This is a genomic window from Streptomyces sp. SCUT-3 (assembly GCF_014083985.1).
Classification (GTDB): Bacteria; Actinomycetota; Actinomycetes; order Streptomycetales; family Streptomycetaceae; genus Streptomyces_H; species Streptomyces_H thermolineatus.
This window is the reverse complement of sequence record NZ_CP046907.1, coordinates 4284788-4308245: the sequence shown is the minus strand read 5'-3', so window position 1 is coordinate 4308245 and position 23458 is coordinate 4284788. Positions and strand designations below refer to the sequence as shown.

Below are 23458 nucleotides of genomic sequence, written 5' to 3'. Positions count from 1 at the left end.
CCTCCGGGGCGGGCTCGGGGAGGGTTTCCGGACGGGAGGCGACGAGCGGACGGTTCCGTACCATGGTGCCTCCTCGTGGGGGTGCACGTGCTATTTGAATGCGCTTGCAAGTTATTTCCCAGAAGAATGTATGTGCATGTACTCTCGTGTCAAGCATGGGGGTCCGGATGACCGGAAGAGCTCGCTCCGAGGAGGTTTCCGTGCAGTCCCGTCCCGACAGCGCCGTTCCCGACACCACCGCTCCCGACACCGCCGAAGCCGCCGTCGACGACCTGATGTGGCGCCAGGTGGCCGCCCTGCACAGTCGTGTGGAACACCGGCTCACCACCGCTCTGCAACGGCACCACGGCATGGGGCTGTCGGAGTACCGCGCCCTCGGCCACCTGTCCGCGGCGGACGACAGCGAACTGCGCATGCAGGAGCTGGCCGACCGGATCGCGTTGAACCAGAGCTCCGTCACCCGCCTGGTCGCCCGGATGAACGAGGCCGGCTGGACCTACCGGGACGTGTGCATGAACGACAAGCGCGGCGTCTACACCGTTCTCACCGACGCGGGCCGCGCCCTCCACTCCCGGGCGCGCTCCACCTACGAGCAGACCCTCGCCGCCGCCCTGGACGAGGCCGCGCGGTCCTCGCCGGAGCTGGGGACCGCCGTGGCGGCGCTGCGCAGGGCCTTCTCCTGACGGCACGGGACGCACGGGACGCGCGGGGCGCACGGGGCGTACCGGCCACGCAGGCCGCACGGCCGCGGTCACCGGCCGGCCTCGTCGGCCAGGGAACCGCCGCCCACGGTGCCGGTCCCCTTCAGGAAGTTCGGGTGCTGCGAGCGCATCCGCTCCATGACGAAGTCGTGGGGCAGATCGTCGAACTCTCCGTGCATCGCCAGGAACTCCATGTGCTGCTGCCCCCGGTCGTCGAAGGGGTGGTAGAGGCTGTCCGCGGTGCCGTCGAACTCCAGCGGACTCATGCCGTACAGCCGGCACAGCGTCTTGTTGAACACCGGCGTCGCCCTCACCCACCGCCCCTCCAGACGGACGCTGGTCAGGGCGTGGAAGAAGACGTCACCCCCGATGTGCTCCTTGAGCCGGTCCGAGGCCAGGTGGTTGCGCACGTCGCCGAAGACCAGGCGGCTGGGGACGCCGACCGCCCGCACCGCGGCCGCGTACAGGACGGACTTGTGCAGGCAGAAGCCCTTCCCCCCGCGGGCCACGGAGCTCGCCCGCAGTCCCGCGCGCGAGAGGTCCGCCCCGTACACCTCGTAGAAGACGTCGTCGCGGACGGCGTAGTAGAGCCGCACCGCCTTCTCCCGGGCGGGCGCGTCGTGGTCGGTGACCACGCGGTCGACGAAGGCGCGCACCTCGGGGGAGTCGTGGTCGAGGAACTCGGTGGACCGCAGCAGGTGCTCGTGGTCCGTCGGTGAGCCGGTGGTCGCGGGCATGGGTGTCCTCCGGTGGGTGAACCGCTTCGGTGGCAGGACGGGTGGGGGAGGCGGCACGGTGCGGGGCGGCTAGAGGCCGAGCACGGCGGCGATGCGGTTGCGCTGGATCTCGGACGTGCCCGAGTAGACGGTCCCCGCCAGCGCGTTGCGCACGTCCTGCTCCACGCCGGTCCCGGTGAGGTAGCCGTTGCCGCCGAAGATCTGCAGGGCCGCCAGGGCGGTGGCCGAGTTCGCCTCGCTGACGACCGTCTTGGTGGCGGCGACGTCCAAGGTGGTGTCCTTGCCGGCGAGAACCTTCTCCGCCGTGTCGTGCAGCCACTTGCGGGAGGTGTCCACCGCGATCCGCATGTCGGCGATCCGGTGGGAGACGGACTGGAACTCCCCGATGCTCCGACCGAACTGCCGCCGCGTGCGGGCGTACTCGACGCAGCGGGCCAGGCGGTGCTCCATCTCCCCCAGCGTGATGCTGAAGGAGAAGAGGATCTCGCGCTTCATCACGTGGTCGAGGACCATCAGCCCGGCTCCCGCAGGGCCGACCAGGTGTGCGGCGGGCACCCGCATCCCCTCGAAGGTCAGCTCGCTCAGCGGCGAGGTGCGCAGCCCCATCTTCCCCAGGGCCGGCCCTACCGTCAGTCCGGGGGTGTCGCGCTCGACCAGGAACACGCTCAGTCCCAGGGGTTGCCCGCCCCGCCGGTGCGCACGTACAGCAGGAAGACGTCGGCCACGGGTGCGTTGGTGATGAACTTCTTGCCGCCGTCGATGACGTAGTGGTCGCCGTCGCGGACGGCGGTGGTGGTGATGTTCAGCACGTCCGACCCGTGGTCCGGCTCGGTGATCGCGTGCGCGCAGATCAGGGAACCGTCCACGATGCCCGGCAGGTAGCGCTCCTTGAGCTCCCGCGAGCCGAACCTCTGCAGCGGCACGCCGACGCTGACGATCTGCGTGGAGGCGGAGAAGTTCAGGCCCGCGTCGCGGCAGCTGCGCCCCAGCTCCTCCAGGACGCACATGGTGGTCGTCAGGTCCTCGCCCAGCCCTCCCCACTCCCGCTCGAAGGGCAGGCGCAGCAGGTCGGTCTTCCTCAGGACCTCCCACTTCTCCCGAGGGAACTCCTCGCGGTGGTCCCACTCGGCGTGGTCGGCGCCGAGTTCCTCGGCGTACGGGCGCAGCCGCTCACGGTGAGCCAGCTGCTCGGTCGTCCAGTTGATCACGGTGTGTCCCGCTCTCCTCGTGGCCGTGTCCGGCAGGGGTCCGCGCGGGCGCGCCCCGGCCGGACACGGCGATGGGATGTGAGGCCCTGTGTCAGTAACGCGAGTAGCCGTCCTCGCTGAGGGTGTGGACCTCGTCGCCGCGCAACGCCGGGGAGAAGACGCACACCAGGCGGAAGTCCTCGTGGTCGGAGGCGATCAGGTGGTGGGCGTCGTGCTTGTCGAGGGCGTACATGGTGCCCTGCTTGATCGGGATGACCTCGCCGTCGACGGTGCGGACCGCGCCGCTGCCCTCGATGCAGTAGCAGGCCTCCAGGTGCCGCTCGTACTGGAGCGCGGAGGAGGTCCCCTTGTAGACGACCGTGTCGGTGAGGGTGTAACCCATGCCGTCCTCCTCGGTCAGCAGACGCCGGCTGAGGCCGTTGCCCCACTCGATGTCCTTGACGTCCTCGAGGCTGCGAATGATCACGACTTTCCCCTTTTCTTGTCGGCTGTGGCCTTCTGTGTGACGGCGACAGCGTGATGTGCGGTCGCCGCGTACGGCGAGGGAGAGGAACTGCGGTCCGGAAGGACCCGATGGTGCGGGAGCGGCTCAGTGGAGGCCGGCGGAGACCCGGGCCTCGGCCACGAAGCGCCGTATGGCCTCGACGCTGCGGAAGTTGTCCGGGGCGATCGGGATGTCGTCCAGCGACAGCCCGTGGGTCTCGGACACCCAGGCGACCACGCGCAGGAGCCCGAGGCTGTCGACCACTCCGTTCTCCACCAGGTCGTAGTCGTCGGACAGTTCGGCCGGGTCGATGTCGGGCAGGAACTGCGTGATGATGAAGTCCTTGATGTCGCCGCTCATGCGGGCTCCTTCTCCATCCGGTTCTTCCTGATGAGGTTTCGGTCGGGCTTGCCCGTCGGCATGCGCGGCAGCGGATCGTCCGCGACCACGAGGGAGGCGGGGACCGCGGGCCGGGGCAGGTGACGGGAGCAGTGGGTGCGCAGGGCCAGGGAGCGCAGGCCGCTGCCGGGAAGGCGCTGCACCTGGGCGTGCAGCCGGACACCGGCCACCTCGTCGGGAAGGGCCACCACGGCGGCGTCGCCCACCTCCGGGTGGTCGCGGAGAACCTGCTCGATCTCCTGCAGGTTGACGCGCACCCCGCGGACCTTGACGTGGAAGTCGCTGCGGCCCTCCAGCAGGTACAGGCCGTCGGCCCGGCGCGTCACGATGTCGCCGGTGCGGTAGTACACGCGCCCCGAGGCGTCGCCCGGCAGCCGGACGAAGACGTCCGCGTTGCGGCGGGTCTCCAGGTAGCCGGAGGTCTGGAACGGCGTGGACACCAGCAGCTCCCCGGTGCACGGCCCTTCCAGGACCGCGCCGTCGGAGCCGGTGACCACCGCCTCCACCCCGGGCAGGGGCCGGCCGACGGGAAGCACCTCCCCCGGCGCGACCGCGGCCGGGTCCACCTCGTGGCGGAAGCTGTCGTTGGTCTCGGTGCAGCCGAAGACGTTGTGCAGACACGCCCCGGGGAACGCGTCGGGGAGCCGGCGCAGCAGGTCGTACGGCATCGCGTCGCCGGTGAAGACCACGTGCCCGACGTCGGGGAACCGGCGCGCGCCGGAGGGTCCGCCGTCCAGCAGGAGCCGGTAGAACAGCGGCACCGCCTGCACCAGGTGGACCGGGTACCTCTCCAGGAGACCTGCCAGGTACGCGGCGTCGGTGGCCCGCTCCTGGTCCACCAGGACCACCTCGGCCCCCGCCCGCAGCGCCGCCCACACGTCGAGCAGGGAGAGGTCGAAGTTCAGCGGCGCGTAGCTCAGTACCCTCTTCCCCGGCCGCAGCCCGAACTGCCCGGCACCCCACTCCATGAAGCGGTCGGCCGCCTCGGCGAGGATCGGGACGATCTTCGGGGTGCCCGTCGACCCGGAGGTCGTCAGCATCAGCTGCGCCTCGTCCGGGCCGGGCAGCCGGAACCCCTCGGCCTCCTCCGGCACCGCCTCCACAGCTCGGACGGTCAGCGAGGGGCGGCCGTCCGCGTCACGCCCGGCGAGGAGGACGGCGGAGCAGGACGCCTGCCGGCACAGGCGCAGCAGCACCTCCTCTCCCAGTTCGGGCGAGGGCAGCAGGATCTGCCGGCGGTCCGCCAGCGCGGCGAGGAGCAGCGCGAGGGTCTCCGGGGTCTTGACCGCGGGAACGCACACCGGCCGCCCCGCGGGCAGACCGGGCAGTGCCGTCCCGGTACGGAACCAGGAGGCGGCGTCCTGCAGTTCCCGGTAGGTGACCTGACGGTCGTCCAGGGCGAGGGCGCACCTGTCGGGGTGCTCCTCCGCCGACTCGGCGAACGACCCGAGAAAGCTCTGGGAGGGCATGGGGGACTCGCTCCCGTCCGTGGGGGTGGGGGGCAAACGGGGCTCCGGCAGGGGCCGGCCCGATGTGCCGGACCATCGGAGTGCCGGGGTGTGACGCCGCAGAGACTCACAGGGGTCGCTCGCCCCGGTCAACGCGGCTCAAGCGGGCTCCAAGCACGCGTCCAGGGGGAGTCAACGCGCGTCCATGAGGCCCCGCAGCACCCCGGCAGTGCCCCCTCAGCGCCCCGGCAGCTCCCCCGCCCGCCGACTCCGGCCGGCACCGGGCGGGGTTCGGGATCCGGAGTCCGGGACCGCCAGTGCCACCACAGGCCGCACGCCCTCGGTCCGCGGCGGCATGCGGGGGATCAGTCCCCGTCGGGCGTGCGCCTGCTCCGCGACCTTCCCGCGCCCCAGCTCCTGCGCGGCCATCCCCACCGCGAGGTGCGTGGCGGCCTCCTCCGGGCCGAGGTTCACCGCGTGCAGTCCCCGGGGGCGTCCTGCGGCTGACGGGTCAACCGCAGGACGACCCCGGCCGTCAGCGCGAGGTTTACCTCGAACAGCGAATCGCCGAACGAAGTTGACGGAACCATCGGCTCTCTGCGGGACGCCGTTGACACCTCCGCTCTCCTAGCCTCGGCATCGCCGGGACGACGTGCCGGCGCACCACCCCGGCGAGGAGAGTCACGGCACGAGGACGGGACTCGGCCTGCCGCCGGGAACCGAGAGCGGCCATGTACGACCGATTACGGGGGAACGCAATGAACACTCCTGCCCGCAACGACCGCACGACCTCCAGGAGCCCCGGGGGCTGGAAGTCCTGCGCCCTCGCGGCCGTGGCGGTCGCCACGGTGCTCGCCTCCACGGCGTGCCAGCCGAACACGGCCAACAGCGCGAACACTTCCGGTTCGTCGGACCGGTCGAGCGCGGCGGGAGCGGAGGGAGCGACGCAGCCGGACCGGACGGGATCGGGCAGGCCCGACAAGACGGATTCGGGCAGCACCGGCGGCAGCAGCGGTGTCGGCAGCGGCAGCACCGGCGGCGGGGGCGGAAGCGCCGGTGGCAGCAGCGGCGTCGGGAGCGGTGTCGGGAGCGGCAGCACCGGCGGCAGTGGCGTCGGCAGCGGCAGCACCGGCGGTGGCGGCGGTGGCGGCGGTGGCGGCGCCGCCGCCCTCTGCGCCTCGAAGGACCTCTCGTTCAGCACCACGCTCCAGGACAAGAAGGGCGAGGACCCCAGGCACATCCTCATCACCGCGACCAACGTCGGCGAGAGGGAGTGCAGCGTCCACCACTACCCCTACGTGTACCTCGGCGACCACACCGATGCCCGGTACCCCGTCGACGTGTACGAGGACAGCGCCATGGAGGAGCCCGTCACGCTCGCTCCGGGCGACGAGGCGTACAGCGCCATGCTCGCCGGCGGCATCCCCATGGACCAGTACGAGACGGACTTCTTCACCCTCTTCCTCCACGGCCGCGAGCACGGCAGCGACAGCAGCGACGGGCGCGAGCCGATCAGCGTCGACCTGCCCCGCACGGTGGCGTTCGACGACGGTGCCCGCCTCACCCACTGGACGACCGCTTCCGGCTTCGCCCTGGACTTCATCATGTCCTCCTGACGGACCCGGGCGGCAGGGGCATGCGGTGCACCGCCGCCCGCCGGCCGCCGCCCACACCGGCCGCAGCCTGCCCTGCCGGGACGTCACCGGCAGGGCAGGCTGCCGAGTGCGACTCACAGCGGGGGAGCAGTTGGGAACCGTCGCCTACCATGTCCGGATGCCCGCGATGCAGGCCTTCCGCCCGCGCCCGGCCAACGTCGCCCTGGCCGTGGGTTTCGCCGTCGCCGGCTCCCTGGCCGGGGCTTTCTACCACCCTGAGCCCTGGCGGCCGTTCGACCTGTGGGCCCATCTGCTCACCGTGGTGATCGCCCTGTCGCTCGCCCTGCGGGAGAACCGGCCGTTCGGCGTGCTCGTGATCACGGCGGCGGGCTTCGCCGGGTACCTGGTGCTCGGGTACCAGCCCTCCCTCAACTTCTGGGTGCCGGCGATCGCGTTCTTCTCCGTCTCGGCCCGTGAACGGCGTGCCCGCATCGTGTGCGGTGCCGCACTGCTGGCGACGGTCATCGCGCTCAGCGGGGCGTGCGGTCGGCTGCCCTGGCCCGTCGTGGCCGTTCAGGCCCTGATCGTGCCGGCCGTCGCCCTCGCCTTCGGGCTCACCCAGCGCCGTCTCGCCGAACGCAACGCGGAGTTGCGGCGGCTCACCGCCCTGCTCGACCGGCAGCAGCGCCAGGAGGCACGTCGGGCCGTCCTCGACGAGCGTTTCCGCATCGCGCGCGAGCTCCACGACACGATCTCGCAGCACATGACGATCATCACCCTGCAGACGGGACTCGCCGAGTACTTGTTCCTCTCCGATCCTCCCGGCGCCCACAAGGCGCTCGACGCCGCCGCCACAGCCGGACGGGAGGCGCTGGACGAGCTTCGCCGGCTACTGGTCGTACTGCGCACCCACGATCTCGGCGGCGCGGCCGGCCCGGAGGACCCCGCCGCTCCGGTCCCCGTCGACCTGCTGGCCGGTGTCGACCGCATACCCGCGCTCGCCGAGCGGCTGGAGGCGGCCGGCGTGCGCGTCGAGGTCCGCTTCTCGGGGGAGCGCAGGCCCCTGCACCCGGGGATCGAACTGTGCGCCTACCGCGTCGTCCAAGAGGCCCTGACCAATGTCGTGAAGCACTCCGGGGCGTCCGCCGCCGAAGTGGCCGTCCGATACCTGGACGACGAACTGCGGGTCACCGTTCTCGACCGGGGCGGTGCGCTCTCGGCCGCACCCTCCGAGGGGCCCGGGCACGGCTTGATCGGGATGCGGGAACGGGCCAAGATTTGGCACGGCTCGCTGACTGCCGAAGCGTGCCCGGGGGGCGGCTTCCGGGTACAGCTCCGTCTTCCCCTGGAACAGGACCGGGCCGGCGGCTGATCCGTGACGCGAGCATCTTCCGAGGAGCGCTGTGGCCCGCATCCTGGTGGTGGACGACCAGCACCTCATCCGCTCCGGCATCGTCACACTCCTGCGCACGGTGGAGGGGCTGGGCCCGGTGGCGGAGGCCTCGGACGGGGAGGAGGCCGTCGCCGCGGCACGCGAGCACCGCCCCGAACTCGTCCTGATGGACATCAAGATGCCCCGGCTCAGCGGCCTCGCCGCCACCGAGCGCATCCTCGCCCTCGGCCTCGACCCGACTCCGCGCATCGTCGTCCTCACCACCTTCGACGACGACGAGTTCGTCTACGCGGCCCTGCGCGCCGGCTGCAGCGGTTTCCTGCTGAAGGACATGCCGCCGGCCCAACTGCTCAGCGCCGTCACCGCGACCCTCAGCGCCGACCTGCTGGTGGCCCCCGCCCGTGTCCGGCAACTGGTCGAAAGACACACCGCCCACCACCAGCAGTCCCGAACCCGGACCGACTCGACGGGCATGCTCACGAGCCGCGAGGTGGAAGTGCTCGGGTTCGTCGCCGAGGGCCTCGCCAACGAGGAGATCGCCGAGCGCATGTGCGTCAGCGAGTCCACCGTCAAGACGCACCTGCACCGGGCGATGACCAAGCTGAATCTCCGCAGCCGCGCCCAGGCGGTGGTGTTCGCCTACGAGTCGGGCATCGTGAAGGTCGGCGGCCGGCCTGAGCGGCCGGACTCCCTCGGCGGATGAGAACCGTCACGACGCCTTCGGACGAACCCTCCTCGCGCCGGGCGCCGGAGGGGCAACAGGTTGCCGGAGTGTCTCGCGGCGGCGCCCGGCCCGCGCCGGGGCCGGGCGGCACGTCACCTACAGCCTGCGGCAGTTGAGGCCGGCCGTCGGCACGAACGGCACGAACCGCCCGTTCGTGAGGGCGACTTCACCTCACAGCCATGAAGTTTCCACGTCCGTACAACCTTTCGCTCCCGCCGCGTGTCTGGCCTGTCGAGTCGCACAGACTCGACAGACCACTTCGGGATCCGCCGGGGGACAACAGCCGCGGATCCCGCCTCATCCTTGGGGAACAGATGCGTATTCGCTCCACCGTGGCCGTCGCGACCGGCGTCCTGGCCCTGGCGGCCCTCGCCGTCCCTGCCGCGCAGGCCGACCAGGGGGCTCCCTCCCTGGACAAGCCGACCGCCACCGAGCGTTTCTCCGGGGCCGAGGCCCCGTCCGCGCGCCAGTCGGCGCGTGCCGCGACCGCGCTGCCCACGATCAGCAAGGTCACCGTGAACAGCGGCAAGGACATCGTCCTTGGCACCACGAACGCGAAGACGATCAACGTCTCGGTGACCGCCTCCCACGCGTCCGGCATCTACGACGCGTACGTCGACCTGTGGCACGGCACGAACGTCGAGACCGACATCGACGGCCTGCTGATGATGAACGAGGAAGCGGCCACCTGCACGGCCTCCTCCGCCACCACCTCGACCTGCAAGATGACCATCACGGTCGACCCGCAGGTCGACCTGTACGCGAACTCCCTGGCCGGCAGCTGGAACGTCACCGCCGGCGTGATCTCCAACGACGGCGAGGTCTACTGGAACGACTTCCACGCCAAGCACCGCGTCCAGCGGTACTCCAAGCTGACGGTCAACGCCTCGCCGGAGCCGGTCGTCAAGGGCAAGACGATCACCGTCACGGGCAACCTGACCCGCGCCAACTGGGAGACGCACAAGTACCACGGCTACACCAACCAGTCGGTGAAGCTGCAGTTCCGCAAGAAGGGCACCGACACCTACTCGACCGTCAAGACGGTCACCTCCGGCAGCTACGGCGCCCTGAAGACCACCGTCACCGCCTCCGTCGACGGCTACTGGCGCTGGAACTTCGCCGGCACCTCCACCACCCCGGCGGTCAAGGCGACCGGCGACTACGTGGACGTCCAGTAGTCACCACCCCGCCGCAACGGGGGTGCGGCAGCCGGTCGCACCCCCTGGCACGCAGCACCCGACGACGGCCCGTCACCGCGCGAAACCGGTGACGGGCCGTCGCCCTGTCCGGGGCCGGCCAAGGCTCGTACGCGTGCGTCCAGGTGCTCCGTACGCCCTGCGAGGGTCGACGCGGCCGCCCGGCGCCCTTGAGCGTCCGGTCCGTCATCGGCCGGGCGCGGTGCGTTGTCAGTGTGGTCTGGCAGAGTCCTGGCCGTGACGGATTTCGACGACCTCGTCGGCCGGGTGGTGACGCGCGCCCGGACCGATTCGGGTGAACTGCCGCCCCCTGTGGGCGCCGAGGAGCTTGCGGCCGCGGAGGCCGCCCTCGGCCTGACGCTGCCTCCGCTGCTCGCCCGGCTGTACCGGGAGGTCGGCAACGGCGGCTTCGGTCCCGACTACCGGCTCTTCCCGCTGGCGGGCGAGGGTCGCACCGCCGTCGGGCTGTACCACCTCGAACTCGCGGGCTGTGCGGACAGCACCCGCCCGCACTGGCCGGCCGGTGTGCTGCCGGTCCTGGACTGGGGCTGCGGCATGTACGCCGCGGTGGACTGCACGGACGATGCGGGTCCCGTCCTGCTCTTCGAACCGAACCCGGTGGACAGCGACGACAACTGGAAGGACGCCTGGTTCCTCGACTCCGGGAGCCTGGCCGAGTGGCTGGAGAAGTGGCTCTCGGGAACCGGTTGGTTCGAGGAGGACTCCTACGAGAGGGGCGATCCGGAGGAGCCACAGCCCTGGCCTCCGGCCGCCGAGCGGCTGGCAGCCGCCCGGCCGACCGGGGCCCGGGGCTGACGGGCGCGCAGCAGCGCCCGGCACGAGACGACCGTGGTCAGAGGTGAGCCACGGTCCCGGAGGCAGTCCGACGCCGTACGGGGGTCGGCGACGGACTGCCTCCGCCACACACCGCCGCGGCGGGGCGGCGAACCCCGCAAGGCCCGCACGGTCCCGGGCGAGGACGGCCCGGGGCCCTGGCGGTCCGTGAGGTCCCTCACTCGGGCCTGATTACGGGTCCGCGCGACGGACCGGCGCTGCCATCATGAGCCGCTTTGTTCTTCACCACATGCACTTCTTCCTTGACGGAGAGGAATCGCAAGTGATCAAGCGGTTGTGCACCTTACTGATGACCCTGGCGGTCGTCGCGACCCTGAGCGCGGGTACCGCACAGGCCGAGCCGGGCAAACGCGTCCACAACGCCATGCAGATCGTCTTCAGCCCCTCGGCACCCGACGCCTTCTGCACGATCGGCGCGGTGGGCACGGACAAGTACGGGCGGGACATAGCCGTCTCGGCGGGCCACTGCATCAACGACCCCCGTTACGCGGACCGTGAGATCCACGAGGACATCGCCCCCGTCTACGACCGCCACGACATCGGGTTCGGCCCGATCGGGCACGTGCGGTACTTCAAGGACGCCGAGGGCTCGATGACCGGCCACCCGACCAAGGACTACATGATCATCGAGCTGGTCCCGGAGGTGACGCCCTCCTCGCAGGGGCCGCACCTGAAGCAGACCGGCGTGCTGAAGGTCCCCGGCGGGCAGGCCAGCCCGAACGCCCTCTCCCCCGCCCTCGACGAGGAACGCCTCCTCGGCGCCGCCCTGTTCAACAACAACGAGCTCGTGGTGTCGGGCCAACTGGGCGTCTGGTACGGGCGGATCACCAACAACAGCAACGGCATCTACCAGTCGCACGCCCAGCACAAGGCCGGCGACTCGGGCGGGCCGACGATCTGGCACGTGCCGGGCAGCGCATACCCCTCCGAGGCCAACGGCTTCCAGGCCGAGGGCCCCTGGGCGGGCATCACCAGGGCGATCATCCTGGGGGTTCCCCCCTACATCTACACGAGCTCGGCGAACATCCTCGCCGACCTGCGCGCCAGGGACGCCGCCGACCCCGCCGACGTCTACGGCTCGGGTTTCCAGGTGACCACCAACCCGTGACCCTGGGGCCCCGTGATCCGGGGCCCGGGGCCCGGGGCGGCGCGGGCGGCAGCAGTACCGCGCCCCGCGCCGCCCCGCGGCCGCCGTCGGTGCTCGGAGTACTCACTGCACGGCGGCGAACTGCACGCAGGACGCTCAGGTCCCAGGGCGGCTTCGGTGTACGCGGTCCCTCCTGCGGACTCTGCGCACCGTCACCGTCACCGTCACCGTCGCCCACCCCGACCTGGCAGACGTCGCTCTCACCCTGCCCGCCGACGCCGTCGCTCGCTCGTCGGGCGATGTCCGAGAGCCGGCGCGCCGACCGGCGGCCCGGGCGGGGCCGTCACCAATCCCGCCAGGCGCCCACGGTCCAGGAGACCGCGAACCCCGTCCACACGATCGCGAAGCCCCAGACCACGGGGTGTCCGCCGAACAGCGCCGTGGCACCGAGCCATCCGACCCCGACGGCCACGAACAGCCAGCCGAAGTTGGGGAAGGCGAGGAGGCCCGAGAGCCGCCCGCTCACCACTCCCCACGCGCCCGCCGCCAGGATCAGGCAGCCCAGCGCGAGCCACCCCAGAACCTCCCCCTGCGAGGAGAGTGCGTAGGGGTGGGTGCGGCCGCGCACCCCGAGCTCCACGACCTCACCGCGCCACAGCCGCACTTCGGCGCGGTCTCCCGCCCTGACCTCGTCGTACATCTCCGAGTGCACTTCCAACCAGGCGGTGCGGTCGGGCCACACGACCTCGACCTTGTAGTACGTCGTGCACGTGCTGCCGCCCCCGCCGCCCCCTGCCGTCACCCCGCCGGTCACCGTGCCGCCGCCCGTGATGCCGCCGCCCGCGGCCATGCCGCCGCTCGTGATCCCGCCGCCGGCCATGCCACCGCCGCTCGTGATGCCGCCACTCGTGCTGTTGGTGGTACAGCGTTCGCCCGTCCGGCGGTCGAGCACCGTGCCCGCCTCGCGCCGCACGCACGCCTCGCCGTCGCTCCCGTTCCCCCTCGGGCTCCCGGCCTCGCAGACCGGCGCGTCGCGGTACTCCATGGTCGCCCCGTACCCTTCGGCGACCTGCTGACCGCAGAGAAGGAGTCCCCATCCGGCCGCGAGGACAACCAGGCCCCGTAACCGGACGGGCAACCGCCTGTGGTACCAATCCCGCCCGTACCCCGTTGTTTTCACCAAGCTGTGATTCCCCTCGGACGGAGCCCTCATACGCCGCCCCTCCCCTCTCCCCTGCGAGGTGCGACAAGGAGGAGGGCGGGTGCGTCGACCAGCGAGGACTCCACCGGCACGAGGCGGGCCGTAGCCGCACTCCGCCCGTGGCCGACGGCCTCTCGGCACCCCCCTGTCCCGGGGCGATCACTGTGCTGACCGACCATGACCGGTACCGGCACCCGCCACGGTGAGGTCCGGCGGGCCGAGTGGGACGGCACCTGGCAGCTCCAGGACGCTTCCGGCTGCCGCCACCCCGCCCCCGACGAGCTGAAGTCCCTCGCCGAGCACAGCCTGACCGGGCCCGGTGACGGCCTCGGCCTGCGGGGCGGTGGCCTGCCTGGTCGCGGCGGTCTTCGGACCGCATCGGGTGCGGGCCCGGGACGGGGCGGTTGCAGGTTCCGGGATCGCGCGGATCGTCCGCGTCGAACGGAGGCTGACGCGGTAGCAGCACAGGCACGGGACCGACGATCACCAGGGTGCCCGAGACGGCCCCTCCGTCCTGGGAACCTGCTGTCGAATTCCTGGCGACGCTTCACCCTTGGGGATCGATGCCGTGCGTTTCCACTCCGGACATACCGCAGATTCACGATCAGGTGTCTTGACCTGACCCCGTGGCTGGGGCGCGGATACGCTACCGGTAATTGTCATATACGGATCGGTCAGGGAAGCCGGACATGCTGCTCGACGAGATCAGGGACCTTGAACATCAGGGATGGAGATCCCTCTGCAACAGCACAGGGGCGGACTTCTACGGCCGGATCATGACGAGTGACGGCCTGATGCTGCTGGCCCGGGGGCAGGTGTTCAGCCGCCAGGACGTCATCGATTCCTTGAATCAGGCGCCTCCGTGGCGGGGCTATGAAATCTCCGACGAGCGTCTGATTCCTTTGGGAGAGGGGCAGGTGATTTTTGTGTACACCGGTCGCGCTTACCGGGAGTCGGAGGATTCTGCCTTCATCGCTGTCATGTCCAGCACGTACACGCGCCGGGAGGGCGCTTGGCGTCTCGCTCTGTATCAGCAGACTCCTGTGGCATAGGGAATCTCCCTGCAAAAGCGAGCCTGGAGACGGCCTTCGGCGAATGAGGACGGTGGGGCTGACCGGCGTCGTCGTGAGCGTCGGTCCCGGCGGGCTTCGCGGGGTCCAGTTGTCCGCTCCGGGGGTAGGGCCGACGGGTGATGCGCCTGGTCGTCAAGGCGACGGCGGCCCAGGTCATCAGGGCTACCGGCCGACCGTGTTCCAGCTGCCGACCTGCGCGCCCGGCCTCAACCCTGAGAGAAGGCATCCGGTCACTTGCGGAACGAGAGTTCGGCAACCTCGCAGCCCGCCGCCCCGGCCCGGGTCGCCCGGGCGGCCCGGGCCGTCAAACGGAGGCTGAAGCAGATCCAGTACCGGCCCGATGCGATCGACGGCTGCCTCGCCCGTCCCGGCCTGAGCATCAACGATCGAGCGACATCACGGATTTGACCTCAACGACCGGTCACGGTCTCGCTCTTCGCCGTCCAGAAGCGGTGAACGGCCCAGATCGCACCGGCCACGGCGGCCGTCCAGACGATGGCCACGGCCAGATCGGATTCCGAGATAGAGGTGATGCGCGACCCGGGCGGGAGAATGATCATCTGAACGGCGGCGCCCACCGGTACCGTCAATCCGGCGAGCAGGCCGATCACGCCCGGGCGCCCGACGGCTGCCCCGACCGCCCCGAGGGCCGACCCGAACAGTACGCTCGCCGCCCACCACATGAGCATCTCTCCCCCGTACCAGGCGAACGGCTCGTCCCGGGCGAAGGAGTCCGTCGCGTAGTACGCCGCGGTGGCCGCGACCAACGCCAGTACACCGGCCACTGCGCCCCGGGCCCGCGTCCCGGCCGACCGCCCCACCACCACCGCGAGGGCGGCCCATGCCCAGCCGGCATCCATGAGCAGACTGAGCACCTTGGCCGCGCTCATCCAGACGGTGTCGGTGAGCGGGGCACCGAGCGAGTACGGGGACGAGACCGCATTGATGAGCGAAGTGGCCGCCCCGAACCCGGCTCCCACGACGAGACTTCCCCCGATGATCTTCATCTCGGAAGAATATCCAGCGCACCGTGATCGGACGTGCGCACCGGAGGTGCGCAGTCGAACCGCAGGCACTGCCGAACTCGACCGAGTGATGCCTGACCGCCCGCCCACCGGGCCGGAGTCGACCCGGCGGGCGTCGCCGACCGTAAAGGGTTCGAGCCTGCTCAGTGCCCACCGGGGCGGGAGCCGAGGGCGGTGTCCACGTCCTGGCCGGCCCAGCCCTCGGGGGTGCGCCACAGGACGTGGACGCCGAAGACCGCACGGACGGTCTCGGCCGCCCAGTCCTCGGCCGGCGGCTCGGAGAGGACCAGGTGGAGACGGTCGGCGGGCGCAGGCAGAGTGTGGTTGATCTCCAGGAGACGGACCGCGCCCGCGCGGAGGTCGGCGTAGGAGGAGTGGCCTGCGTCGAGGACCTCGTAGAGGAACCGGCTGTCCTCCGTGGTGCAGGAGATGTCGACGACGGGCGTGCTGGTCGGTTGGCGGTCGGCGTCCCACAGGTCCGAGATCAGCCGGTGGCGCACCGTCTCGTGGGTCTTGTGCGTCCGGTCGTCGGCGGCCGATGCCTCAAGCATCCGGAGGAACGACGCGTTCGGTTCCGTCTGCTTCGGTTCTGTCTGCTTCGGTTCCGTCTGCTTCGGTTCCGTCTGCGGGGCCGGGGCGTCGACGGCGGCTGCGGTGGTGGGCACGGGGTCGGTGTCCTTCGTCTCGGGCTGCTGCGGTGCGGCGGCGGGGAGTGCCTTGTCGGTGGCGTCCGGGGCGGTTTCGGGCGCTGCGTCCGCAGGGCTGCTCTCGGCGGCCTCGCCGACACCGTCGGCCCCGGTGGTCCCGGTGGCCCCGTCAGCCTTGGTGTCCGGGGCGGTTGCGGCGGCCAGGCGCTGTTCGAGGGCGTGGCGGGCGGCGGCCAGGGCGTCGGCCCAGCCGCCGGCCCGCAGGTCGGCGGCGATGCGGTCGGGGTCGGGCGTGCCGGAGGCCAGGGCGCGGGCGGTGGTCACCGTGAGGTCCCGCAGCCGGTTCAGCCGGGCCCTGTCGGGAGATCCGAGGAGGTGCCAGACGTCCAGCCAGTCGGGCTGGTCCAGGCGCAGGCAGCGGTTGGCCATGCCCTTGAGCTCGGACAGGCGGGCGCGGGCGTCCTCGGGGTTCTCCCCTCCGGCCAGGGCGTCGAGAACGGTGAGCGCGTCGACGTAGCGGGCCGCCATGCGGGGCGAGACGGGGCTGCGTCCGCGCCGGTCGGTCGTGACGAAGCTGACGCTGGAGTCGTGGCGGAGCACCCACGCGTCCAGTTCCTCCCCGGCGGCGGGGGGCGCGGAGCCGTGGCGCACGGCCAGCAGCAGCGGGCGGTCCGTGGCCGGCGACAGGGCCTCGACCTTGTAGTGGCCGCCGGTCGTGTGGCCGACCACCCGGACCCGGACGTCGGTGCCGATCTCCGGGATGCCGGACACGGCCGCGTCCGGGGTCAGGGCCGCGTCCGGGGTCAGGGCCGCGTCCGAGGTCGGGGCCGCGTCCGAGGTCGGGGCCGCGTCCGAGGTCGGGGCCGTCCCGGCCCGCGTCGCAGCCGAATCCTCTCCGGCCGGTGCCGTGCCCGGCCCGGGGGCAGCGCCCGGCCCGGCGTCCGCGGCCGGCTGCGCGCCGCCGTCCTGCGGCTGCCCGGAGCCCACCGCAGACTCCGCCGCAGACTCCGCCGCAGACTCCGCCGCGGGCTGCTCCGCGCCGCCGTCGGGGCCGTCTCCGTGGCCGGTGAGGGCGGCGGGGAGCGGGGAGGTGTGGAGGACGGTCAGGGACTGGGTGCTGCGGGTGAGGGCGATGTAGAGCTGCCGCAGGCCGGCGGGGCCGCGGTCGGCGACGGTGGCGGGTTCGACGACGAGGACGTGGTCGAACTCCATTCCCTTGGCCTCGGCCGCGGGCAGCACGGACACCGCCTCGCGCTCCTGGTCCGTGACGTCCGCGTCCTGCTCCAGCCGGCGGCCGATCTCGTCGATCCAGCCGGAGTCGTCGGGGACGACGACGGCCACCGAGCGCAGGGTGTTCCCGTCGCTGCTCCCGACGAGGCGGGCGACCTGGGCGGCGGTGTCGTCGAGGAGCTTCCACGGCTCGGTCGCCACTGTCCGGACGGCGTCGGGGCCGGCCGCGCGCACGGCCTGCGGGTAGGGCAGCGAGGGGGCGACCGCGCGGGCCAGGGGCGCGACGAAGTCCATGATCTCGGCGGGCACGCGGTAGCTGGTGTTCAGCTGGGCGACGCTCCAGTCGCCGTGGTCGGAGAGGATCGCGCCGAGGCGGTCCCAGGCGGTGTGGGTGTGGGGGCCGGTGGCCTGGGCGAGGTCGCCGAGGACCGTCATGGAGCCGCTCGCCGCGCAGCGGCGGCGCAGGGAGCGGGCCTGCATGGGCGTCAGGTCCTGCGCCTCGTCGACGACGATGTGGCCGTAGCGCGGCGGGACCTCCCCGTCGACGAGGTACCGGAGCTCTTCGAGGCAGACGCGGTCGTCGAGGGTCCAGGGGTCGTCGGCGGCCGTGGCGCCGCGGGGGCGGTGCAGGGCTGCCTGCTCGTCCTCGTCGAGGATGCCGTCGGCGCAGGCGCGCAGGAGGTCGGGCGAGTCGTAGAGGCTGCGCAGTGCCTCCCGGGCGCCCAGTGACGGCCAGAGGCGCTCCACGAGCCGCTCGACCCGGCGGTTGCGCTCCAGGTCGCGGCGGATGGTGCCGTCGGCACCGCGGCGGGGGAAGACGGCGGCGAGTTCGCGCAGGAGGCGGTCGACGAGCATGCTGCGGAAGCGGGTGCGGCGTTCCCGGTAGGCGCCGTCGCCCCGGCGGGCCTCGTCGAGGAGGGCGAGGAGTTCGGTCCGCGGCACGCGCAGGGTCGTGCGGCCGGCGGTGACGGTGAACGAGGGCTCGTCGCCCTCGTAGGAGGCCTCGGTGAGCAGGCCGTCGACCGCCTCGGGCCGACACTCGTTCTCGACGCGCCGGTGCAGCACGGCCGCCATGCGCTCGTCGGACTTCACCCGCCGCGCCTCCGGGCCGTCGGTGCCGCGGATCTCGCCCTCCCACAGGCGGTCCAGCTGCACGGCGTTGACGTCGCGCGTGCCGAGGGTGGGCAGGACCTGCCCGACATAGTCGAGGAACCGCTGGTGGGGGCCGACGACGAGGATGTCCCGGGCCTTGAAGTGCTCGTTGTTGACCAGCCACGTCACGCGGTGCAGGCCGACCGCGGACTTGCCGGTGCCCGGCCCGCCCTGCACGACGAGGATGTCGGAGGGCGAGCCGGTGACCAGGGCCATCTGGTCGCGGCGGATCGTCTCGACGATGTCCCGCATGCGCCCGCTGCGGGAGCGCCGGAGCTCGCGCAGGAGGAAATCGTCGGGCTGGGCCGGCTTGCGGCGCTGCATGCGGACGACGTCGCCGGGGGTGGGGGCGGGCGGACGCAGCCTCCGGCGCTGCGGCGGCACGGTGGCGGGGTCCGCCGGGTCCACCGAGTCCGCCTGGTCCGGCGCCTCCTGGCCGGGCTCCTGCGCGTCCGTCCCCGCGTCGTCGGCGGCCGGACGCGGCTCAGGGACGGTGGCCGGGACGGGAACGGGAACGGTGGCCGGGACGGGGACGGGAACGGGCGCCGCGTCCGGGACAAGCCCGGGGACGGAGACGGCGATGTCGTCGAAGTAGTCCTCGACGATGCGCTGCGCGCACCTCAACTGCCGCCGCAGGAGCACCTCGCCCGGGTCCTGGGGCAGCGCCTCGATCCACGTCTTGGCGGCCGGGCTGGCCCAGTGCACGACCACGAGTTCGCTGGACCCGGGGTCGCTCACCCGCCGCCGCCCGACGTACCAGGTCTCGCGTTCCCCGCCGGGGCCGTCCTGGGTGTCGACACGGCTGACGACCAGCGCCTCCCCGCCGAGCCCGCCGTACGCCCTCGCCTGCTCCTCGGCCTCGCGCCGGTTGGCGATGCCGTCCTTCCCGGTGGCGGAGGCTTTGGCGACGGAGCCACCGGTCAGCTCGGCCAACTGCGCCTCGTAGCAGGCGTAGGCGCGGTCCACCGCCTTCTGCTCGATGGCGATGACGTCGTCGCGCGTGGTGCTGCCCACGTACTTCCCCTTCCTCGCGGCGTCCCGGAGGAGGCCACTCCGGGCGTGGTGACCGTGCCCGGTGAAAGAACTGCCGAAGGACCGCTTGCGGCAAGCGGTCGGAAGGTATGTGCCCGAGCCGTCACTCCTGCGCCCTGCCGACGCGGGAGAGTCGTCCCGTTCCGGCGATGATGGCATGCCGGACTGACACATCTTCAGACGTTTCCGTACGGACGAAGGTTGCACTCACGGGCGAAAGCACCTCGACCGGGCGTCCTGCCGATGTCGCCCGCGTCGGGGGGCGGCGGGGGCGGGGCCCGCCGTCGCCGGGCGTCGCGGAGGAATCGCGGGCGCGCAACCGCCCGCACGGCCGTACGGCGTCCGGGCAGAGCCCGCACGCTCCCGTCCCCACAGCCGCCCTTGTGCCGGGGAATGTCCTGTTCGGCGACCGTTGACAGGGCCAGGATCACGGAGTGTGACGTACGAGACGACTCTTCCGGCATCGGTCCTGTTCTGCCTGCCGTTCGCCCCGACTCCGCACGGCGCTCGCCTGGCCCGCGTCGCGGCGGGCGGGCAGCTCGCCGCATGGGGGCTGCCGCCCGGGCGCGAGGCCCACGACGCGGCGGTCCTGGTCGTGTCCGAACTGGCGGCGAACGCCGTCCGGCACGGCTCCTGCGACGGGCAGAGCCTCGAACTCCGCCTTCTGCTGCTGCCGGACCCGGCCGTCCTGCGGGTCGAGGTGTCCGACGCCCGGAGCGGGACGGTCCCGGCCCCGGTCCAGCCGGGGCCCGTTCCCGTCCACACCGCCGGCAGCGCGGAGGACGGCGCCGAGTCCGGACGCGGCCTGCTGCTCGTGGACGCCCTCGCCACCCGCTGGGGCTGGGCCCCCGGCCCCGGCACGGGCAAGACGGTCTGGGCGGAACTCGACCTGCCCGTGAACGCGTGACGCCGCCGCTCCCGCAACCGCCGCTCGTCGCAGAGCCCCACAACCAGGGCTTGTAGGGGTGTCGGTCCCAGGTGTGGGGCCGGGGAGCCGTGACGGCGGCACGGCGCGGAAAGTTGGGCGGGCAGGAGGTGACAGCTGTGGGGACGACGAAAGCTCACCGGGACGCGGCGACCGCCGCGGTCCGCTACTTCGGCAGCCAGATGGGCCTGCTCCGCAAGCGGGCCGGTCTGACCCAGCCCGAACTGGCCAGGTTGATCGGCTACTCGGAGGCGATGGTCGCTGCGGTGGAGCAGGGGAGGCGCATTCCGCAGAAGGACTTCATCGATCGGGTCGACGATGTCCTCGGGGCGGACGGGCTGTTGACGGCGGGCGCGCCGTTCATCGCACAGGCGCGCTACCCCGCTCACTTCAGGGACTTCGCGCAACTGGAGGCCGAAGCGGTCAGCCTCTACTCGTACGAGACCGTGTTGGTTCCGGGCCTGCTGCAGACGGAGGAGTACACACGCGCGTTGATCAGTGCGCACTGCCCGCCCTTGGACGACGGGACACTCGAACAACGCGTAACAGCAAGGATGGACCGGCAGGTGCTCCTGGAACGTAACTCAGGGACAGTCCTGGGGTTCGTGATCGAGGAAGCCGCTCTGTACCGCCGGATCGGCAACGCGGAAGTTATGCGGGGACAGTTGCAGAGGTTGTTGGACTGCATGGAACTGCGCAACGTCTCGATCCAGGTGATGCCCATGCGCAGCGGGGCTCACATCGGCCTCAACGGCCCCCTCCTGCTGATGGAGACAGCGGATCGCCATACGGTGGCCTACATCGAGACGCAGGGTGTGAGTACCTTCATCTGGGACCGGGAGGCCGTCAGCGCGTACGGGCAGCGGTACGGGGTCATCCGGACCCGAGCCCTCAACACCGAGGAATCAGCGCGTCTCATCGAACGGATGGCAGGGGAGCTATGAGGATCGGACGTGGGGTCGGCGCCCCGGTGAACCTGACGTGGTTCAAGAGCAGTTACAGCGGCACGGAGGGCGACAACTGCGTCGAGATCGCCTTCGGCTCAAACGCGGTGCACGTACGGGACTCGAAGGACCGGGACGGCGGAAGCCTCGCCTTCCCCCCGCAGGCATGGTCGGCGTTCGTGGAGTTCGCCGCACGGCAGCCGACCGGACGGGACTGACCGCCCTACGGGACCGCCTCCGGAAGCCCGTCCCACCGCCGTAGGCGGGCACCGTCGACAGCGGCAGGTCTTGTTGACGGGACGGGCTCCCAGGGCGACGACGCCCGTGGGTCAAAGGCGAACTCGTTGTCCTAATTGACGTGCTTCGCAACCACCGTGGCCTCATCGGCGACCGGCCGTGACCCCGTCGGGCTGGGGTGCTCAATGTGCGGGCCCGATGGAACGCGTTGCCTCCGCATACTGGAGACGGTCCGTTCTCTTGGAGCCGTCGCTATCGTGAGGACCGCCCCTATGGCGCAGGAGGCGTACGCATGCGCGGTCTCGGAGATCACCTGAGCATCGGCGAGCGGATCGCCTTCCACCGCAAGCGGCGTGGGTACACCCAACAAGTCCTCGCCGGCCTGGTGGGGCGCAGCACGGACTGGTTGGCCAAAGCGGAGTCCGGGCGGCGAAAGCCTCCACGCATCGACATGCTCGCGGAACTGGCCCGTGTGCTGCGCGTCCCGCTCGGGGACCTGCTCGGGCAGCCCGTGCTGATGGAGGACGAGCGACGGCAGGACGACATCCCGGCTGTCCGGGACACGCTCATGAGTCCACGGCGCCTTTCCCGGTTACTGTTCGGGCCGGAGGCCGAGGCCCAGCTCCCAAGCCCCGGGACGACCGCCCCTCTTGTCGAGGCGGCCTGGGACGACTATCAGGCCGGCCGTCTCGGGAAGGTGATCGCCGCGCTTCCCGGACTTCTACAAACAGCCCATGGGCTCGAGGACCGGGCTGTGGGATCCGCCGACGATCGGCGGGAAGCCTGGGCGGTCTCCGCTCGCGTCCACCATCTTGCGGCCACCACGCTTGCCAAGGTGGGGGAGTCCGACATTTCGTGGCTGGCGGCGGAGCAGGCGATAAGGGCCGCCGATGAGTCGGGAAACCCGCTCGTTCTGGCCTCCGCAGCTCGGTCCGGCACTCATGCCCTGCTGGCCAACGGCCGGTACGAGAGCGCTCTGGAGTTGGCGACGACGGCCTCGGCCTGGCTGTCCGCCCGGGTCCGGGAGAGCGACCCTGCGGCCATGAGTCTGCTGGGCATGATCCACCTTCGCGCGGCCATCGCCGCTGCACGGTACCAGGACCGGCCAACGGCGATGAGCCTGTTGGGCCGCGCCGAGCAACTCGCCGAGCGACTCGGGTCCGACGAGAACCACTGGCGGACCTCCTTCGGGCCGACGAACGTGATGCTGCACCGGCTGTCTGCGGAACTGGATCTGGAGAACGTCTCGTACGTCGTGGAGCACGGCCGTATAGACGTCGATCGCATGGCGGCCGAACGAGCCGTCTCCCACCGCATCGACCACGCACGGGCGCTCTCGCTCGCAGGGCGGGGCGACGAGGCGTTCGCGGAACTGCGGACGGCCGAATCATCGTCGCCACAGCTCGTGCGGAACAATTCTCGCGTCCGCGAAACGCTGCGCGACCTGATGAAGCAGTCTCCGGTCACGGGCGGCGCTCGTTCGTCGGAGTTGTTCGTGATGGCCCAACGGTGCAGGGCGGTGCAGTGAACATGAACGGTGATCGCGTGCTCGGAGTTGTCGGCTCCGGCGCGGGCGGAGTCGAGACCCTGCGGGCCGGACTGGTCGAGCCGGCAATGGCGAAGGGCTGGCGGGTTGCCGTGACACTCACACCGACAGCCGGCCGCTGGCTGCGCATGAGCGGTGAAGTCGACCGGCTGGAGAACCTGACCGGGCTACCGGTCCGGGACGAGCCCCGCCTGCCCGGCGAGCGAAGCCCGCACCCGAAGGTGGACTGCTGGGTGGTCGCCCCCGCCAGTGCCAACACGGTGGCCAAACTCGCCACCGGCATCGCCGACAACCAGGCGCTGACGCAGGTCGGGGAAGCCCTCGGCACCCTGGGGCTGCCGGTCGTGGTCTTCCCGCGGATCAACGCGGCCCACGCCCGCCACCCCGCGTGGAAGCGTCACATCGCAGCACTGCAGGAAGCCGGTGCCCATATTGTCCACGGGACGGACATCTGGCCGCTGTACGAGCCGCGAGAGGCGCCAGCCGGACGTGAACTGCCGTGGGCGGCAGTACTGGACATGATCGATCGGGCTGTGAAGGGGCCGGTCTGACCCTCTGAGGTGCGGCGACAGCAGCCCCGGACAGTTTGTCAGGGCTCCACATACCCAAAACATCGAAG

22 protein-coding genes are annotated in these 23458 nt (G+C 71.5%); 13 read left to right on the top strand and 9 right to left on the bottom strand.

The genetic code is table 11. The annotated features are described in order from the left end of the window. Positions 1 to 200 precede the first annotated feature (200 nt). A complete protein-coding gene (locus GQS52_RS19045; RefSeq protein ID WP_275946479.1) occupies positions 201 to 683 on the top strand; it encodes a MarR family transcriptional regulator in 483 nt (160 codons plus the stop codon). A gap of 68 nt (positions 684 to 751) precedes the next feature. On the opposite strand, the gene GQS52_RS19040 is transcribed toward GQS52_RS19045, so the two are convergent. From GQS52_RS19040 to GQS52_RS19020, 6 genes are all read right to left on the bottom strand, one after another. After that, entirely contained in the window at positions 752 to 1438 is a 687-nt protein-coding gene (locus tag GQS52_RS19040; RefSeq protein ID WP_182314572.1) for a transglutaminase-like domain-containing protein, read from the bottom strand. A gap of 69 nt (positions 1439 to 1507) precedes the next feature. Then, entirely contained in the window at positions 1508 to 2101 is a 594-nt protein-coding gene (locus GQS52_RS28455) for an acyl-CoA dehydrogenase (protein ID WP_346268254.1), read from the bottom strand. Between the two features lie 2 nt (positions 2102 to 2103). After that, entirely contained in the window at positions 2104 to 2646 is a 543-nt protein-coding gene (locus GQS52_RS28450) for an acyl-CoA dehydrogenase family protein (RefSeq protein ID WP_346268253.1), read from the bottom strand. Positions 2647 to 2737: 91 nt separating this feature from the next. Further along, positions 2738 to 3112, bottom strand: coding sequence for an ectoine synthase (locus GQS52_RS19030; protein WP_182314571.1), 375 nt, complete (start codon positions 3110 to 3112; stop codon positions 2738 to 2740). Between the two features lie 123 nt (positions 3113 to 3235). Next, entirely contained in the window at positions 3236 to 3490 is a 255-nt protein-coding gene (locus GQS52_RS19025; RefSeq protein ID WP_182314570.1) for an acyl carrier protein, read from the bottom strand. Continuing rightward, complete coding sequence (locus GQS52_RS19020) at positions 3487 to 4998, bottom strand: AMP-binding protein (protein ID WP_182314569.1); 1512 nt, start codon at positions 4996 to 4998, stop codon at positions 3487 to 3489. The genes GQS52_RS19025 and GQS52_RS19020 overlap by 4 nt, the downstream gene beginning before the upstream one ends. Before the next feature lie 737 nt (positions 4999 to 5735). Between GQS52_RS19020 and GQS52_RS19015 the strand changes: the two genes are divergently transcribed. The 6 genes from GQS52_RS19015 (at position 5736) to GQS52_RS18990 (ending at position 11848) form a co-directional block, all read left to right on the top strand. Then, a complete protein-coding gene (locus GQS52_RS19015) occupies positions 5736 to 6593 on the top strand; it encodes a DUF4232 domain-containing protein (RefSeq protein ID WP_182314568.1) in 858 nt (285 codons plus the stop codon). A 157-nt stretch (positions 6594 to 6750) separates the two neighbouring features. Further along, positions 6751 to 7944, top strand: coding sequence for a sensor histidine kinase (locus GQS52_RS19010; RefSeq protein ID WP_259370857.1), 1194 nt, complete (start codon positions 6751 to 6753; stop codon positions 7942 to 7944). A 31-nt stretch (positions 7945 to 7975) separates the two neighbouring features. Continuing rightward, the gene (locus tag GQS52_RS19005; protein ID WP_182314567.1) at positions 7976 to 8668 is read left to right on the top strand and encodes a response regulator transcription factor; all 693 of its coding nucleotides are present in this window, start codon (positions 7976 to 7978) and stop codon (positions 8666 to 8668) included. 335 nt (positions 8669 to 9003) lie between these two features. Continuing rightward, positions 9004 to 9867, top strand: coding sequence for a DUF5707 domain-containing protein (locus GQS52_RS19000; RefSeq protein ID WP_182314566.1), 864 nt, complete (start codon positions 9004 to 9006; stop codon positions 9865 to 9867). Between the two features lie 255 nt (positions 9868 to 10122). After that, on the top strand, positions 10123 to 10701 hold the full coding sequence (locus tag GQS52_RS18995; protein ID WP_182314565.1) for an SMI1/KNR4 family protein: 579 nt from the start codon (positions 10123 to 10125) through the stop codon (positions 10699 to 10701). Positions 10702 to 11002: 301 nt separating this feature from the next. Further along, on the top strand, positions 11003 to 11848 hold the full coding sequence (locus GQS52_RS18990; RefSeq protein ID WP_259370856.1) for a hypothetical protein: 846 nt from the start codon (positions 11003 to 11005) through the stop codon (positions 11846 to 11848). Positions 11849 to 12170: 322 nt separating this feature from the next. Here the strand turns inward: GQS52_RS18990 and GQS52_RS18985 are convergent, their stop codons facing one another. After that, positions 12171 to 12872: a hypothetical protein gene (locus tag GQS52_RS18985; RefSeq protein ID WP_259370855.1), complete on the bottom strand. Its 702-nt coding sequence runs from the start codon at positions 12870 to 12872 to the stop codon at positions 12171 to 12173. An 845-nt stretch (positions 12873 to 13717) separates the two neighbouring features. Between GQS52_RS18985 and GQS52_RS18980 the strand changes: the two genes are divergently transcribed. Then, positions 13718 to 14080 carry a nuclear transport factor 2 family protein gene (locus GQS52_RS18980; protein WP_182314564.1) on the top strand — a complete coding sequence of 121 codons (363 nt, stop codon included), beginning with the start codon at positions 13718 to 13720 and terminating at the stop codon, positions 14078 to 14080. A 431-nt stretch (positions 14081 to 14511) separates the two neighbouring features. Here the strand turns inward: GQS52_RS18980 and GQS52_RS18975 are convergent, their stop codons facing one another. Together GQS52_RS18975 and GQS52_RS18970 are read right to left on the bottom strand one after the other, a co-directional pair. Beyond that, a complete protein-coding gene (locus GQS52_RS18975) occupies positions 14512 to 15108 on the bottom strand; it encodes a hypothetical protein (RefSeq protein ID WP_182314563.1) in 597 nt (198 codons plus the stop codon). A gap of 161 nt (positions 15109 to 15269) precedes the next feature. After that, the gene (locus GQS52_RS18970) at positions 15270 to 19169 is read right to left on the bottom strand and encodes an ATP-binding domain-containing protein (protein WP_259370854.1); all 3900 of its coding nucleotides are present in this window, start codon (positions 19167 to 19169) and stop codon (positions 15270 to 15272) included. 454 nt (positions 19170 to 19623) lie between these two features. Here GQS52_RS18970 and GQS52_RS18965 point away from each other — a divergent pair, with 454 nt between their 5' ends. The 5 genes from GQS52_RS18965 to GQS52_RS18945 all read left to right on the top strand — a co-directional run bounded on the left by GQS52_RS18965 (position 19624) and on the right by GQS52_RS18945 (position 23390). After that, entirely contained in the window at positions 19624 to 20094 is a 471-nt protein-coding gene (locus GQS52_RS18965) for an ATP-binding protein (RefSeq protein ID WP_259370853.1), read from the top strand. A gap of 137 nt (positions 20095 to 20231) precedes the next feature. Further along, positions 20232 to 21056, top strand: a complete 825-nt coding sequence (locus GQS52_RS18960) for a helix-turn-helix transcriptional regulator (RefSeq protein ID WP_182314561.1) — start codon at positions 20232 to 20234, stop codon at positions 21054 to 21056. Beyond that, positions 21053 to 21274, top strand: a complete 222-nt coding sequence (locus GQS52_RS18955; RefSeq protein ID WP_182314560.1) for a DUF397 domain-containing protein — start codon at positions 21053 to 21055, stop codon at positions 21272 to 21274. The genes GQS52_RS18960 and GQS52_RS18955 overlap by 4 nt, the downstream gene beginning before the upstream one ends. A 311-nt stretch (positions 21275 to 21585) precedes the next feature. Beyond that, positions 21586 to 22821 (top strand): helix-turn-helix domain-containing protein, encoded by a 1236-nt coding sequence (locus GQS52_RS18950; RefSeq protein ID WP_182314559.1) that lies wholly within the window; start codon positions 21586 to 21588, stop codon positions 22819 to 22821. Positions 22822 to 22838: 17 nt separating this feature from the next. Beyond that, complete coding sequence (locus GQS52_RS18945; protein ID WP_259370852.1) at positions 22839 to 23390, top strand: flavoprotein; 552 nt, start codon at positions 22839 to 22841, stop codon at positions 23388 to 23390. Positions 23391 to 23458: the final 68 nt, after the last annotated feature.

What these genes read in the sequence shown, in the direction of transcription:
- GQS52_RS19040 (WP_182314572.1), bottom strand. Translation starts at nt 1,438, where the DNA reads ATGCCCGCGACCACCGGCTCACCGACGGACCACGAGCACCTGCTGCGG.
- GQS52_RS19025 (WP_182314570.1), bottom strand. Translation starts at nt 3,490, where the DNA reads ATGAGCGGCGACATCAAGGACTTCATCATCACGCAGTTCCTGCCCGAC.
- GQS52_RS19020 (WP_182314569.1), bottom strand. Translation starts at nt 4,998, where the DNA reads ATGCCCTCCCAGAGCTTTCTCGGGTCGTTCGCCGAGTCGGCGGAGGAG.
- GQS52_RS19015 (WP_182314568.1), top strand. Translation starts at nt 5,736, where the DNA reads ATGAACACTCCTGCCCGCAACGACCGCACGACCTCCAGGAGCCCCGGG.
- GQS52_RS19010 (WP_259370857.1), top strand. Translation starts at nt 6,751, where the DNA reads ATGCCCGCGATGCAGGCCTTCCGCCCGCGCCCGGCCAACGTCGCCCTG.
- GQS52_RS19000 (WP_182314566.1), top strand. Translation starts at nt 9,004, where the DNA reads ATGCGTATTCGCTCCACCGTGGCCGTCGCGACCGGCGTCCTGGCCCTG.
- GQS52_RS18985 (WP_259370855.1), bottom strand. Translation starts at nt 12,872, where the DNA reads ATGGAGTACCGCGACGCGCCGGTCTGCGAGGCCGGGAGCCCGAGGGGG.
- GQS52_RS18980 (WP_182314564.1), top strand. Translation starts at nt 13,718, where the DNA reads ATGCTGCTCGACGAGATCAGGGACCTTGAACATCAGGGATGGAGATCC.
- GQS52_RS18975 (WP_182314563.1), bottom strand. Translation starts at nt 15,108, where the DNA reads ATGAAGATCATCGGGGGAAGTCTCGTCGTGGGAGCCGGGTTCGGGGCG.
- GQS52_RS18955 (WP_182314560.1), top strand. Translation starts at nt 21,053, where the DNA reads ATGAGGATCGGACGTGGGGTCGGCGCCCCGGTGAACCTGACGTGGTTC.
- GQS52_RS18950 (WP_182314559.1), top strand. Translation starts at nt 21,586, where the DNA reads ATGCGCGGTCTCGGAGATCACCTGAGCATCGGCGAGCGGATCGCCTTC.